General features: G+C 68.6%; 11 protein-coding genes. 8 read left to right on the forward strand and 3 right to left on the reverse strand.

Features of this window, described 5'->3' with window-relative positions:
* Positions 1-23: 23 nt before the first annotated feature.
* Genes tamA through msrA form a run of 3 tightly spaced genes read left to right on the forward strand, consistent with a single transcriptional unit; the run spans position 24 to position 6,544 of the window.
* Positions 24-1,907 carry an autotransporter assembly complex protein TamA gene (tamA, locus tag DIS04_RS00940; protein ID WP_281270146.1) on the forward strand — a complete coding sequence of 628 codons (1,884 nt, stop codon included), beginning with the start codon at positions 24-26 and terminating at the stop codon, positions 1,905-1,907.
* Entirely contained in the window at positions 1,871-5,869 is a 3,999-nt protein-coding gene (gene tamB / locus DIS04_RS00945) for an autotransporter assembly complex protein TamB (RefSeq protein ID WP_245904445.1), read from the forward strand. The genes tamA and tamB overlap by 37 nt, the downstream gene beginning before the upstream one ends.
* Before the next feature lie 60 nt (positions 5,870-5,929).
* Positions 5,930-6,544 (forward strand): peptide-methionine (S)-S-oxide reductase MsrA, encoded by a 615-nt coding sequence (gene msrA / locus DIS04_RS00950; RefSeq protein WP_111411851.1) that lies wholly within the window; start codon positions 5,930-5,932, stop codon positions 6,542-6,544.
* On the opposite strand, the gene DIS04_RS00955 is transcribed toward msrA, so the two are convergent.
* From DIS04_RS00955 to can, 3 genes are all read right to left on the reverse strand, one after another.
* Entirely contained in the window at positions 6,525-7,565 is a 1,041-nt protein-coding gene (locus tag DIS04_RS00955) for a hydrolase (protein ID WP_111411852.1), read from the reverse strand. The two genes, msrA and DIS04_RS00955, sit on opposite strands and share 20 nt — an antisense overlap.
* A 4-nt stretch (positions 7,566-7,569) precedes the next feature.
* On the reverse strand, positions 7,570-8,889 hold the full coding sequence (pepQ, locus tag DIS04_RS00960) for a Xaa-Pro dipeptidase (RefSeq protein ID WP_111411853.1): 1,320 nt from the start codon (positions 8,887-8,889) through the stop codon (positions 7,570-7,572).
* A gap of 71 nt (positions 8,890-8,960) precedes the next feature.
* Positions 8,961-9,614, reverse strand: a complete 654-nt coding sequence (gene can / locus DIS04_RS00965) for a carbonate dehydratase (protein ID WP_111411854.1) — start codon at positions 9,612-9,614, stop codon at positions 8,961-8,963.
* Between the two features lie 173 nt (positions 9,615-9,787).
* On the opposite strand from can, the gene gorA reads away from it, so the two are divergent.
* The 5 genes from gorA to DIS04_RS00990 all read left to right on the forward strand — a co-directional run bounded on the left by gorA (position 9,788) and on the right by DIS04_RS00990 (position 14,947).
* Positions 9,788-11,149: a glutathione-disulfide reductase gene (gene gorA / locus DIS04_RS00970; protein ID WP_245904446.1), complete on the forward strand. Its 1,362-nt coding sequence runs from the start codon at positions 9,788-9,790 to the stop codon at positions 11,147-11,149.
* A 225-nt stretch (positions 11,150-11,374) separates the two neighbouring features.
* A complete protein-coding gene (ectA, locus tag DIS04_RS00975) occupies positions 11,375-11,953 on the forward strand; it encodes a diaminobutyrate acetyltransferase (RefSeq protein WP_111411856.1) in 579 nt (192 codons plus the stop codon).
* An 80-nt stretch (positions 11,954-12,033) separates the two neighbouring features.
* Positions 12,034-13,299 (forward strand): diaminobutyrate--2-oxoglutarate transaminase, encoded by a 1,266-nt coding sequence (ectB, locus tag DIS04_RS00980; protein ID WP_111411857.1) that lies wholly within the window; start codon positions 12,034-12,036, stop codon positions 13,297-13,299.
* Positions 13,300-13,388: 89 nt separating this feature from the next.
* Complete coding sequence (locus DIS04_RS00985) at positions 13,389-13,784, forward strand: ectoine synthase (protein ID WP_111411858.1); 396 nt, start codon at positions 13,389-13,391, stop codon at positions 13,782-13,784.
* 317 nt (positions 13,785-14,101) lie between these two features.
* Positions 14,102-14,947 (forward strand): ATP-dependent zinc protease family protein, encoded by an 846-nt coding sequence (locus DIS04_RS00990; RefSeq protein WP_179951205.1) that lies wholly within the window; start codon positions 14,102-14,104, stop codon positions 14,945-14,947.
* Positions 14,948-14,969 lie beyond the last annotated feature (22 nt).

The following is a 14,969-nucleotide window of genomic DNA, read 5'->3' on the forward strand; positions in this document are numbered from 1 at the left end:
AGCCAAGTCGGGAAGCCGTGAATATGGGAAGAGGCGTGATCTCGCGCATGGGGGCGGCGGCCCTGTGCCTCGGCATGGCGCAAGGAGCGCTTGCCCTCGAGGCACGTATCGACGGACTGGACGGGGATGTGGCCGACAACGTTCGCTACTACCTCGGCGAGCTGGATGCCGCCCAGTACGACCGTCGTCGTCTGGAGGGCGAAGCGGTGCGTCGCACGCGCGAGGCCATGCGCGTCTATGGCTACTACGAGCCGCGCATCCGTCCGCGCCTCGATGAGCGCGACCCGCCGCGCCACGTCAACCTCACCATCGAACCCGGCCCGCAGGTGGTCATCGAGGTGCTCGACATTCGGCTCGAGGGCGAGGCATCCGAGGACGAGCCCTTCCGCGACACCGTCGAGGGCTTCCCGCTGCAGGAGGGCGACCCCCTGGTGCACGCGCCCTGGGATCGCATGCGCGGCCGGCTGGCCAACCTGGCCCTCGAGCGTGGCTATTTCGACTGGTCCTTCAGCGATCGGCGCATGGAGGTGCGACCCTTCGACGAAAGCGCCCGGCTCTATCTGACCCTCGACAGCGGGCGACGCTACGCCTTCGGCGACATCGCGATCCGCGGCAGCCACATCGTCCAGGAACGGCTGCGCAACCTGGCGCCGTTCGAGCCCGGGGAGCCCTATCGGGCCGGCGAGGTGGCGCGCTATGCCCAGCGCCTGGGCCAGACCAACTGGTTCGGTTCGGTCAGCGTGCGGCCCCGGCTCGATGCCCGTCGCGAACTGGCCCTGGCGCCACCGACGCTGGGCTGGTGGAATGTGGTGGAGACCGAAGGCGACGCCGCGTTGCCGCAGGCGCCCTCGTCGCGTACGGCGATGACCCCCGGGCCGCGGCTCTCCGCCCCGGCGCTGGAAACGGTCTCTCGCCTCAACGAGCCCGAGCGCCCCGACATGCCGATCGACGTGGTGCTGGCCCCGGCCGACCGCCATCAGTTCGAGACCGGCATCGGCTATGCCACCGATGTCGGGCCGCGGCTGCAATTCGGCTGGAACCAGCCGTGGATCAACCGCTACGGCCACAGCCTCGAGCACGACGTCTTCCTGTCGCAGCCGGAGCAGCACCTGACCGGTACCTACCTGCTGCCACTCGACGACCCGCTGCGGGACCAGTACCGCTTGCAGTACGGGCTCCGCCATCGCGACAACGAGGATACCCAATCCAACGAGGCGACCGTCGAGCTGGCCCGGCGCTGGGAGTTCGACAACCGCTGGGTGCAGACCCTGTTCGTGCGAGCCACCTACGAGGATTTCACCCAGGGGGGCGAGGACGAGAGCGTCTTCATCTATTACCCCGGGGTGAGCTGGGCACGCACGCGCACCCGTGACCCTCGCTTTCCCACCTGGGGCGATCGCCAGCGCGTCACCCTCGAGTACTCCGACACTTCCTGGGGCTCGGGCGCCGACTTCCTGCGCATGACCGGCAACACCGAGTGGATTCGCATGCTCGGCGACGACCTGCGCTTCGTCGGCCGGTTGGCGCTGGGGGCCATCGAGACCAGCGATTTCTCCCAGTTGCCGCCCTCGCTGCGCTTCTTCACCGGCGGTGATCGCTCGGTCCGCGGCTACGCCTACGAGACCCTGGCGCCCCGCAACGAAGAAGGGCTGCTGCGCGGCGGCCAGCAGATGCTCGCCGGCAGCGTCGAGGTCCAGCGTCGCGTCACCGGCGACTGGTGGGGGGCGGCCTTCGTCGACACCGGCGATGCCTTCGACGACTGGTGGCCGCAGGAGCTCAACACCGGTGCCGGCCTCGGCGTGCGATGGATTTCCCCCGTCGGACCGGTGCGTTTCGACATCGCCCACCCCTTCGATGACGAGGAGAACTCGTGGCGTCTGCACTTCGCCATCGGCCCGGAATTCTGAGAACTCGCCTGCTGCTGTGGTCGCTGCTGCGATTGCTGGTCGTGCTGCCCTTGCTGGCGATCGGCATCGCGATCCTCGCACTTGGCCTCGCCCTGTCACCCTGGGGCGCCGGCCTGCTGCTGGAGGAGGGTGCCAAGCGCGGCCTCTACCAGCTGGAGCGCGTCGAGGGCGCGCCACTGGATCGCCTGGTGCTGCATGGCTTTCGTCTGGAGAGCGGGACGGTCGATATCGCCGCCGAGCGGCTCGAGCTCGCCTGGGCGGACGACTGTCTGCTGCGTGGCCGGCTGTGCATCGAACGGCTGGCCGTACAAGGGGGCCGCGTGCACCTGCGGGCGGCGGAAGACGAGACCGACGACCCGCAGGCGCCACAGCAGAGCGGGGCGCTCGAGCCCGTGGACCTGCCGTTTCCCATGGAGGTCCGCGAGCTGGAGCTGGACGAGACGCAAGTGCGCCTCGCCGATGGCACCCATATCGCCTGGGAGACGTTCCATAGCGGCATCGAGGCGGAGGAGGATCGACTCGAGCTGTTGCCGTCGCGGCTCGCCCGGCTGCGGGTCGAACTCCCCCCCTCTGGGGCCGCCGCGCTCGCCCTGGAGGCGTCGGAAGGGGGCGCCGTGCTGAGTGCGCAGGCGCTGGCCGCCGCCGACGCCGTGCTCGAAGCGACCGAAGCCGAGTCGCCGCCCGGGCAGCGCGAACGCATCGCGCTGCCCGAGGTCACGCTGCCGCTGGCCGTGTCGGTGCCGCACCTGCGAGTCGAGGACATCGAAATCAGCGGACCGGTCGATTACTCCCTGCGCCACCTTGACCTCGCTCTCGAGGCGAGCGGCCAGGAGCTCGAGATCGTCGCGCTGGAGGCCGCCAGCCTCGATGCCGATGCAAGGCTTTCCGGGCGAGTCGCGCTGCGTGACGACTACCCGCTCGAGGCGCGGCTGGAAGCCGCCCTGTGGCTGCCCGAGTTGATGCCCGAACTCGCCGGCCAGCGCCTCGAACTGGAGCTGGACGGCAGCCTCGCCGAGCTGAGGGCGCAGCTGACGGCGCGCGGCCCGGCGGAAGCCGAGCTGACGGCGCAGGCCGACGTGCTGGACCCCAAGGTGCCGCTCGAGGCCTCGCTGCAGAGTGAGTTCCTGCGCTGGCCGCTGCCCATGGCCGTGGAACTGGGGCAGGAGGAGGCGCTCGGCGAGCCCTACGTGGTCGAGGACCTCGACCTGCGCCTCTCGGGTAGCCTGGACGACTACAGCGTGGCACTGTCGACGCGCCTGGAGGGGCCGGAGATTCCCCTGACCCGGGTCGCGCTGTCGGGCAGCGGCGATCTGGGGCACTTCGCCTGGTTGCCGCTGTCGCTGGCCGTGGGCGAGGCCTCGGTGGTCAGTCGCGGCCGCGTCGAGTGGCAAGAGGGGCTGGACGTCGAAGGTACGGCGCGACTGGACAACGTCGATCCCGGACGCTTTACCGATGCCGTGCAAGGCCGCCTCGACGGCGACCTGGAGCTCGCCTTCTCCCAGACCCCCCAGGGGTGGCGGCTGCGCGTGCCGCGGCTGGCCATCGACGGTGAACTTCAGGAGCTGCCGTTGTCGCTGCGCGGACGGCTGGAAGGTGACAGCGCCATGCAGTGGCGGGTCGAGGAGTTCGATTTCCGCCAGGGCGACAACCGCATCACCGCCAGCGGGGTCGTCTCCGAGCGACGCATGGACCTGGGCGGGGACATCTCGCTCACCGAGCTGGGCAGCCTGCACGACGAACTCAGCGGCAGCCTGAGCGGGCGTTTCGGCACCGCGGGCACGCTGGAGCGACCGAGCCTGGAGCTCGACCTGCGCGGCCGCGCCCTGGCCTTCGCCGACAACCGCCTCGAGTCGCTGCGGCTCGTCGGCGACGTGGAGGGGCTGGACGATCCCGACCTCGACGTCAGGCTCGACCTCGAGGGCCTGGCCGCGGGCGGGCAGCGCTTCACGGATGCATCGCTGACCCTGGCGGGGCGGCTCTCCTCCCATCGTGCCGAACTCGCCGCCAGCGGCGCGCGCGGCATGCCGCTGTCACGCGCCTCGCTGATCCTCGAAGGCGGGCTCGACAGCGAGCGGCAGCGTTATGCGGGGCGCATCGACCCGCTCGACGTCGACAGCGAGTACGGGGCGCTTCGCCTCGACGAGCCGATCGCGTTCGAAGCCGACCTGGCCGGCGGACGGGCCCGGGTGCAGCCGTTCTGCCTGCGTCGCGAGCAGGGGGGGCGGCTGTGCCTGGACGAGGCGATGCAAGCCAGCGCCGACGCGGGGAGTGCGGCAGTGTCGGTGCGCGGCATGCCCATGGACCTGCTCGACGAGTGGCTGCCGGAGGAGTGGCGCGCCGGCGGCGAGACCGACCTGCGGCTCGGGGCCGAGTGGCGGCAGGGCGGCAGCCGCTGGAACCTCGACGCGGAGCTGGCCAGCCAGCTGGACCTGGAGGGGGTCGACATCTATGGCCAGCCCTGGTCGATGCCCGACACGCGCCTCGATGCCCGACTCGACGCCAGTGAGGCGCGCACGTCGGTCGAGCTTGGTTTGGAGCTCGGCGACGCCGGCCGCCTCGACCTCGACCTCGGCCTGGAGGATCCGCTGGGGGCCGGCGAGCTGGACGGCGAACTGGTCGTCGATGGCCTCGACCTGTCGCGCTATCGCACCCTCACCGAGGGGCTCGACCTGCTCGAAGGTGACGTCGACGGCCGGGTGGGAATCTCGGGCAACCGCAACCGCCCGAGCCTGGATGGGGCGCTCGAGCTCAGCGCCCTGCAGGCCTCGGGGCCTGATGTACCGCTGATCGTCGAGGATGGCCGCATTCGGGTCGAGTTCAACGGCGATAGTGCGCGCCTGATGGGCTACGTGGCCAGCGACGAGGGGCGCCTGGTCATCGATGGCGAGGCCGCCTGGCCGTCGCTCGACGAGTGGCGCATCGGCGTGGATCTCGACGGCACCCGCCAACCGCTGCTGGTGAACCTGCCTCAGTTCGGCCGCCTGCGCGTCGCCCCGGATATCGCCGTGCGCGTCGACCCGCGGCAACTCCGGGTGCGCGGTGACGTTCAGGTGCCCTGGGCGCGGCTCGAAATCGGCGAAGCCCCGCCGGAGGCCGTCAGCCCCAGCCCCGACGAGATCATCATCACCCGCCGCGACGAGGAGCGGGCCCGGCGCAGCGGCGCCTCGGAGGAAGCCCCCGGCGACGACGAAGCGGCGGCGGTGGCCCTGCGCGAGGCGGGCATGCGGCTCGACGTGCGGCTCGAACTGCACCTCGGCCCCGACATGCTGCTGGAAGCCATGGGCCTCGAGACCGGCCTGGTCGGGACCCTGCAGGTGCGCCAGCAGGACGGACCGGTGCAGCTGTTCGGCGATGTCAGCCTGAGCGACGGGCGCTTCCGCGCCTTCGGCCAGGACCTGGTGATCCGGCAGGGTGAGCTCCTGTTCAGCGGCCCTCCCGATCAGCCGCTGCTCGACTTCGAGGCGATCCGCAATCCCGACATCACCGAAGATGGCGTGGTGGCGGGGCTGCGCGTGGCAGGCTTCGCCGCCGAGCCGACCCTGACGATCTTCTCCGAGCCGGCCATGGACGAGGCGCGGGCGCTCTCCTACCTGCTGCGCGGACGTGCGCCGCGGGACGGCGACGCCGACGGCGCGCTGACCTCGGCGCTGGTCGGCCTGACCCTGGGGCGCACCGGCGGTGCCGTGGGGGCGATCGGACAGGCGTTCGGCATCGACGACCTGGCGCTGGAGACCAGCGGTGTCGGCGACGACAGCCAGGTGGTGGTCAGCGGCTACCTGACAGAGGATCTGCGCGTCAGCTATGGTGTCGGTATCTTCTCGCCGATCGCCGAACTGACGCTGCGCTACACGCTGTGGCGCGACCTCTACGTGCAGGCCGTTTCCGGCGCCGCCCAGGCCGTGGACCTGATCTACATCTTCACTCGGCCGGGCAATCCGCCGCAGATCGACGGCGCCCGCTGATCGGCGGCCCCGCGACCGTTGTCGCGGGGTGCCACCGGCCTCGTTCACAGGAGAATCGTGATGACCGTCGAACCTTCCCATGCCCTGCCCGGACGCGATGCGCCGCTGCGTGTCTCGGGCGTGCACGCCGTCAGCGGCCGGGCGATGCTGCCGCCTTTTCCCGAGGGGCACGAGACGATCGTGCTTGGCCTCGGCTGTTTCTGGGGCGCCGAGCGGCTGTTCTGGCAGTTGCCCGGCGTTCACGTCACCGCGGTGGGCTATGCCGGCGGGGTGACCCCCAACCCCACCTACGAAGAAACCTGCACCGGCCGCACCGGCCACGCCGAAGTGGTCAGGGTGGTCTTCGACCCGCGAGAAGTGACGCTCGAGACGCTGCTCGGGGTGTTCTGGGAGGCGCATGATCCGACCCAGGGCATGCGCCAGGGCAACGATGTGGGCAGCCAGTATCGCTCGGCGATCTACACCACCAGCGCTGCGCAGCTCGCCGTCGCGCAGCGCAGCCGCGACGCCTACCAGGCCGCGCTGACCCGGGCCGGTCGAGGGCGAATCACCACGGAGATCGAACCGCTCGACGCCTTCTACCTGGCAGAGGAGTACCACCAGCAGTACCTGCACAAGAATCCGGGGGGCTACTGCGGCCTGCGCGGGACCGGGGTCAGTTGTCCGACCGGCTGAGGTGGCGCTCCATCGCCGATTGCCAGGAGGCGCCGGTATCGGCCCAGCAGGCGAGTTCGTGTGCCAGGCGCCGCGCCAGCCACGGCTGCAGGCGCCGATCGCGACACTCCACGAAGCCGACGTGACCGCCGTGGCGGGTGATCTCCAGGCGCACCGCGTCGGCGGGGTCGGGGAGCCGCTCGAACAGCCCGGCGGGCATGAAGGGGTCGTCGTCGGCGTGCAGGATCAGGGTGGGCAGCTCGACCTCGCCGAGCAGGCGTCCGGCGGACGCGCGGCGGTAGTAGTCGGCGGCATCGCGAAAACCGTGCAGCGGCGCGGTGACCGCATCGTCGTAAGCATGCAGGCTGTCGATGCGTGCCAGCGCGTGGCGGTCCAGGGCCAGCGGCAACTCGCCGCGGGCCAGACGCGGCGCGACCTTGCGCTTCAACGCGTTCAGCAGGTGGCGTTCGTAGAGCCGCGAAAAGCCGCGATGCAGCCTCTCGGCGCTGGCGGCGAGGTCGAGCGGGGCGCTGACCACGATGGCGCCGGCCAGGTCGAGGCCGCCACCGCCCTGCTCGGCGACGAGCTTGAGCAGCATGTTGCCGCCCAGCGAGACGCCGGCGGCCACCTTCAGCGCCTTGGGATAGCGCCGTGACAGTTCGCTGATCAGCCAGTAGGCATCGGCGGTATCGCCGCTGTGGTAGGCGCGGGGCAGCCGGTTGGGATGACGGCCGCAGCCGCGGAAATGCATCAGCAGCGCACGCCAGCCCATGTCGCTGGCCGTCGCCAGCAGCCAGCGGGCATAGGGGGAGCGGAACGACCCCTCGAGGCCATGGAACAGCACGAAGAGTGGCGCGCCGGGGTCGGCAGGGGCCGGATGAATCCACTCGAGTTCGACGAAATCGCCGTCGGGCAGCTCGAGGATCTCGCTGTCGCGTGCGAGTCGGGGCCGCGGCAGCAGCCGAGGCAACAGCGTCTGCACGTGCGGGTTGGTCAACCCGCGCGGGGGAGCGAAGCCGGACTGCTGACGCCGTTCACGCATGGGATCACTCGATGTCTGGGGTCAGGTTCCTGGCTGCGTCGGCCGTGACCACCACGTTATCCTCGATGCGAATGCCGCCATGGGGGGCCAGGCGCTCGATCAACCCCCGGTTCAGCAGCCGCCCCGCGGGACCGGATGCGAGCGGCTCGAGCAGCATGGGGATGACGTACAGCCCCGGTTCTATGGTGACCGCCATTCCCGCTTCCAGTTCCCGGGTCAGGCGCAGCGCGGGATGCTCGGCCGGCGGCGGCCGGGGAGTGCCGTCGCGCGCCGAGCGACCGGCCACGTCGTGCACCTGGACGCCCAGCAGGTGACCAAGCCCATGGGGGCAGAAGGCGCGCGTGATGCCGCTCTCGACGATAGCCTCCGCCGTGCCTGCGACCAGCTCGCTCTCCGCCAGCAGCTCGCCGAGCAGGCGATGCATCCAGCCGTGCAGCTCGACGTAATCGACGCCGGGCGCCACGGCCGCGACGAGGCGCTGCTTGATGGCGTGCATACGGTCGACCAGCGTGGCGAAGAGCGGGTCGGCGTCCGCCCCGGGCCAGGTACGGGTGATGTCGGCACAATAGCCGCGGTAGCGGTGGCCCGCGTCCACCAGCAGGCCGTGGCGTTGCGGTGGCGCGGCCGTGTCGTAATGCTGGTAGTGCAGCACCGCGGCATGGGAGCCGATGGCGACGATGTTGCCGTAGGGCAGCTCGCCTTCTCGCTGGCGCGAGGCCTGCAGGTAGGCCAGGTGGATCTCGAGTTCGCTACCACCGGAGAGGAAGCTCTCGCGCGCGGCGCGATGGCCGAGGCCGGCCAGGCGATTGGCCTCGGCCAGGCAGGCGATTTCGTAGGCGCTCTTGCGCACGCGCCCCTCGTCCAGCGCGGCCAGCAGGGCAGGGGGGTTGCACGCGACTCCCTCTTGGGCGCCAAGGTCCCGGGCGCTGGCACTGTCGAGATCGCCGATCACGGCGAAGCGCCCTGCGCCGAGTTTCGGTGGCGCGGCGTCCTGCACGCGCACGATTTCGAGATGCTCGGTCCAGGCCTGTTCGGGCAACTGCGGCGGCAGGTGCCAGAAGTCCTCCGGCGCGTGCAGGAAGCAGGTGGTTGGCTGGCCCGGTCGGACCAGCAGCCAGCTATGGGCCAGGCCGGCCTGGCCGGTCCAGTGCTGGAAATGGCCGTAGCTGCAGAAGTTGGCGTACTGGTCATCGCCGAAGTGAAGGGCCGGGCGACCACTGTGGATCAGGACCCCATCGTAGCCCAGGGCGCCCAGTATCCCGGCGTAGCGACTTTCGAGGCACCGGAGGTGTTCACGTTGCAGCGTGGCGAATGGGTCGGACATCGGCTTTCCCTGCGCAGGACTTCGCTCGCAGTGTAATGGTGCTCGCCCGCGGTTTCGAGGCGAGCCGCTCGTCAGGCGCCGGGGCTCGACTCGAGGCGGTCGATGCGGTACAGCGTGGCCACCTGGTCCAACCCCTTCACGGTGCACTTGAGGTCGGTGATGCGACCGTCGCCGAGCCCGTAGATCCAGCCATGGACGGCCAGCGGCTGGCCGCGCTGCCAGGCGAGCTGGACGATCTTGGTGCGGCACAGGTTGTTGACCTGGGCCTGCACGTTGAGCTCGCACATGCGATCGATCTGCTGATCGAGGGGCAGGTGCGCGAGGCTGGGGCGATGGTGGCTGTAGAGCTCGCGGACTGAATGCAGCCAGTAATCGACCATGCCGCACTCGCCCCCCGCCACTGCCGCGCGCACGCCGCCGCAACCGTAGTGGCCCACGACCATGATGTGCCTGACGCGCAGTACGTCGACGGCGTACTGCACCACCGACAGGGCGTTCATGTCGTTGTGATGCAGCAGGTTGGCGACGTTGCGATGGACGAAGACCTCGCCCGGGGGGAGCGACACGATCTGGTTGGCGGGGACCCGGCTGTCCGAGCAGCCGATCCAGAGATAATCGGGATTCTGCTGCTGCGACAGGCGAGTGAAGTAGTCCGCATCCTCGCGGCACATGCGCTCCGCCCAGGAGCGGTTGTTGTCGAGCAGGGTTTCGATGTCCTTGTCCATGCGGGCTCCATTGTCAGGGGGGCGGTTGCCGAGCGCTTCTTGTACCGCCGTGGGGGTTGGCGGTCAACCGGCGCCGTTGCCCGGGGTGGCTCTACATGGCATGGGTGGCGCTGGTAAAATCGTGCGATTCGACCGGGCCGTCTTCCCGTGCCCGGCAAGACAAGGGGAAGCAAGTGTCTGACTTCGACTATGACCTGTTCGTCATCGGCGCCGGTTCCGGTGGGGTGCGTGCCGCCCGCACCGCGGCGGCAACCGGCGCCAGGGTGGCCGTTGCCGAAGACCGCTACCTGGGCGGTACCTGTGTCAACGTGGGTTGCGTGCCCAAGAAGCTCTACTCCTATGCCGCCCACTTTCACGATGCCTTTCGGGATGGCCGCGGCTTCGGCTGGCAGCTGCCCGCGGCTCCGGAGTTCGACTGGGCCACGCTGCGTGACAACAAGGTCCACGAGATCAAGCGGCTCAACGAGATCTACGGCCGCCTGTTGGAGAGCGCCGGCGTACGCTTGATCAACGGGCGGGCGCGGGTGGCGGATGCCCACCGCGTCGAGGTCGCGGGCGAGAGCATTACCGCCGCCAAGATCCTGGTGGCCGTCGGCGGGTGGCCCTGGATACCCGATTTTCCCGGGCGCGAGCTGGCGGTGACTTCCAACGAGGTGTTCGACCTGGCGCAGTTGCCGCGGCGTTTCCTGGCGCTGGGGGGCGGCTATATCGCAGTGGAGTTCGCCAGTATCTTCAATGGCCTGGGCAGCGAGTCCCACCTGGTCTATCGCGGCGAGCTGTTCCTGCGCGGCTTCGACCGGGAAGTGCGCGAGTTCACCCGGGAGCAGATGGCGGCCAAGGGCGTCAGGTTGCACTTCGAGACCAACGTCGAGCGGATCGACAAGGTCGAGGGCGGGCTTCGGGTCACGCTCACCAACGGCGAAGCGCTGGAGGTCGATGCCGTGCTGGCGGCGACCGGGCGCCGGCCGCACGTGGAGGGCTTGGGGCTCGATGCGCTGGGGGTCGAGCTCAATGGCGACGGTAGCGTCAAGGTCAACGAGCGCTTCGAGACCTCGGTTCCCTCGATCCTGGCGCTGGGCGACGTCACCGGCGGTCCCGAACTGACACCCGTGGCGCTGGCGGAGGCGATGCACCTGGTGCAGCAGCACTTCGCTGATGCCCAGCCGGCACCGCTGGATTACCGCAATATCGCCACCGCGGTGTTCTGCCACCCCAATATCGGCACGGTTGGGCTCTCGGAGGAGCAGGCGCGCAAGCAGCATGGGGCGATACGGGTCTACCGTACCGACTTCCGCCCCCTGAAGCACACGCTTTCCGGCAGCGAGGAGCGCTGCCTGATGAAACTGATCGTCGCCGACGACAGCGACGTGGTGGTGGGCGCCCACATGGTGGGCGAGGAGGCCGGCGAGCTGATCCAGGGCATTGCCATCGCGGTGCGGGCCGGCCTGACCAAGGCGGATTTCGACGCTACCGTCGGCATCCACCCGACGGCGGCCGAGGAGTTCGTCACCATGCGCACGCTCTCGCGCCGCTGAGCCGAGCCTCGCTCACGATCGTCGGGCCGCCACGGGCGGCCCGACATCGTTGCGATCATCGCTGGTCGGCTGGACTACACTCTTGAGGTGGTGCGATAGAGTGGCGCTTCGGCAACCGACGATAAATTTTTGTTATGGAATGGTGCCGCTCTCATAATGCTAGTTTTGATTTGACGCAGAGCCCTGTTATCATTACGAGCAACATCGCTACAGCGAAGCCTAACCATGAACGTGACAACGCAGCCCTTCACACCCTCCGCCGACCTGGCCCGCCCCAGCGTGGCCGATGCCGTGGTCGGCAGCGATGCCTCGCCACTGTTCATCCGCAAGCCCAATCCCGACGACGGCTGGGGTATCTACGAACTGGTCAAGTCGTGCCCGCCGCTCGACGTCAATTCGGCCTATGCCTACCTGTTGCTGGCGACCCAGTTCCGCGATACCTGTGCCGTCGCCACCAACGAAGAGGGGGAGATCGTCGGCTTCGTGTCCGGCTACGTGAAGAGCAACGCTCCCGACACCTATTTCCTGTGGCAGGTGGCGGTGGGCGAGAAGGCCCGTGGCACCGGGCTGGCGCGGCGCCTCGTCGAGGCCGTCATGAGCCGCCCCGAGCTGGTAGAGGTCCATCACCTGGAAACCACCATCACGCCGGACAACCAGGCGTCCTGGGGGCTCTTCCGCCGCCTGGCCGATCGCTGGCAGGCGCCGCTCAACAGCCGTGAATACTTTTCCACGGACCAGCTCGGTGGTGAACACGACCCCGAGAACCTCGTGCGTATCGGTCCCTTCGACACGCGGCGCATCTGATCCCACCCGAATCGCTGGATGGTCGAGCCTCTCGGCCGTCCCCGCTTTCCTACGCTTGACTATCTCGACAGGAGGTCGATATGCAGACCCAGACTCTCGAACGTCTCGAATCCAATGTACGAACCTATTCCCGCTCTTTCCCGGTGGTCTTCACCCAGGCCAGGAACGCGCGGCTGACCGACGAGGACGGCCGCGAATACATCGACTTCCTGGCCGGCGCCGGCACGCTCAACTATGGCCACAATAATCCGCACCTCAAGCAGGCGCTGCTCGACTACCTGGACAGCGACGGCATCGTCCACGGTCTCGATTTCTGGACCGCCGCCAAGCGCGATTACCTGGAGACGCTGGAAGAGGTGATCCTCAAGCCGCGCGGGCTCGAGTACAAGGTCCATCTGCCGGGGCCGACCGGCACCAACGCCGTCGAAGCGGCGATCCGCCTGGCCCGCGTCGCCCAGGGTCGGCACAACATCGTCACCTTCACCAATGGCTTCCACGGCGTGACCATGGGCGCGCTGGCCACCACCGGCAACCGCAAGTTCCGCGAGGCCACCGGCGGCATTCCGCTGCAGGGCAGCGCCTTCATGCCGTATGACGGCTACCTGGGCGAGCACGCCGACAGCCTCGACTACTTCGAGAAACTGCTGGGCGACAACTCCAGCGGCCTGGATCTGCCGGCGGCGGTGATCGTCGAGACGGTGCAGGGCGAGGGCGGCATCAACGTGGCCGGCCTCGACTGGCTCAAGCGCCTGGAGCGGATCTGCCGCGACAACGGCATCCTGCTGATCGTCGACGATATCCAGGCCGGCTGCGGCCGTACCGGCAAGTTCTTCAGCTTCGAGCACGCCGGCATCAAGCCGGACATCGTGACCAATTCCAAGTCCCTGTCCGGCTTCGGCCTGCCGTTTGCCCATGTGCTGATGCGCCCCGACCTCGACAAATGGAAGCCGGGCCAATACAACGGTACCTTCCGCGGCTTCAACCTGGCTTTTGCCACGGCCGCCGCCGCCATGCGACAGTACTGGCGTGACGATACCTTCGAGCGCGATGTCCAGCGCAAGGGCAGGGTGGTCGAGGATCGCTTCCAGAAGATTGCCGCCTGGATCGGCGAGCAGGGCGTGACGGCTTCCGAGCGGGGCCGCGGCCTGATGCGCGGGATCGACGTGGGCAGCGGTGAGCTGGCCGACAAGATCACCGCCAAGGCGTTCGAGAAGGGGCTGGTCATCGAGACCAGCGGACAGGCCGGCGAAGTGGTCAAGTGCCTGTGCCCCTTGACCATACCCGACGAGGATCTGCTCAAGGGGCTGGAGATCCTCGAGGCAAGTGTCAAGGAAGTCATGGCCTGAGCGTCGACCCGACGCGCCACCCATGACCTTTTGTCGGCCGGCTGTCGTGGCAGCCGGCCAATCCATGGAATGAACGGAGACCTGGGAAGATGATCGTTCGCAATCTCGAGGAAGCGCGCAAGACAGACCGCCTGGTCAAGGCGGAGAGCGGCACCTGGGACAGCACTCGCCTGGTGCTGGCCAATGACGGCGGCGGCTTTTCGTTCCACATCACGCGGATCTACGAAGGCACCGAGACCCATATCCACTACAAGCATCACTACGAGTCGGTGTACTGCATCGAGGGCGAAGGTGAGGTGGAAACCCTGGCCGATGGCAAGATCTGGCCGATCAAGCCGGGTGACATCTACATTCTCGACCAGCATGACGAACACCTGCTGCGCGCCCACAAGACCATGCACCTGGCCTGCGTGTTCACGCCGCCGATCACCGGCAAGGAAGTGCACCGCGAGGATGGCTCCTACGCGCCGGCCGACGAGGCGTGATGGCGGGCGCGCGCTGCGTCAGCCCAAGCATGAACCCCGACCGGAGCGTCGGGGTTCGTCGTGTGATCGGCGCCATGCAGTGGACCCAGGCGTCAGGCCGCAGGGGGCCGGCGGAGAGCGCTCCGGCACAATCCTGAGTCTAGGTTCGCATAATGTATATTATGTTAAATCACGCCCGTGTCGCGACGTTGGACAACGCCACCCCGAAATCCTTATCATCCCCCGGCATGTCTTGCCGCGACCAGACGTGTGCCCTTCACGCCAAGCCCACTGCCGCTACGCCCGGCCCGTAGCCCGACCGGAGGCTGTCGATTCCAATGCGACCGAGAACGCTATCCGCACCCATCGCCTGGTTGCTGAGCACCATGATCATCAGCGGATGCGCCCTCACACCTGACTCAGAACCCGAGCCCAGTCTCAGTCCCGCGGCCTTCGAGGCCCGCATCGGTCAGCTCGAGGAGCAGATCGCGCAGAGCTGTGTCCGTCCCGACCCCCGGGCGGACGACGACCAACGCCAGGCCGAGCTGCTCGCCGAGCTGCGCGACGCCGGTCTCACGCTGCGCCACCTGCGCGGCGACATCGAGCGGCTGGAGCAGCGCGGCGACGACCCCAAGGTGGTGCCGGCGGAATGCAACGACGAGCTGAGCGAGACGCTGTCGTCCAAGGAGATGGTGGGTCGCTCCGAATGGGTCGGCCTGCCGGACGTGGGCACCTACCTGCGCGCCCGCGTCGACTCGGGGGCCAACACCTCTTCTCTCTCGGCCACCGACATCACCCGTTTCGAGCGTGACGGCGAGGATTGGGTGCGCTTCAAGCTGGGCCTCAACGAGGACGATGTGGTCGTCGACAGCGTCCGCGACGAATGGATCGAGCGCCCGATCGAGCGCCGGGTGCGCATCATGCAGGCGGCTGGCAGCGAGTCGCGCCCGGTCGTCAGCCTGCTGATGACCCTGGGACCGATCCGCGAGACGGTGGAGTTCACCCTCAACGATCGCACCCATCTCAACTACCCGGTCCTGCTCGGCCGCCGCTTCCTGATGGACATCGCCCTGATCGACGTGGCGGAGAACTACATCCACCCACGTCCCGAGTTTCCGGGCGGCCGCCCGGCCTCCGAGGCGGCGGAAGACGAGATCAACGACCGGGACGAAGAAGAAGGCTGACGCCGGGCTTCGACTCCCTACC

It is taken from the genome of Billgrantia lactosivorans, from assembly GCF_003254665.1.
Taxonomy (GTDB): Bacteria; Pseudomonadota; Gammaproteobacteria; order Pseudomonadales; family Halomonadaceae; genus Halomonas; species Halomonas lactosivorans.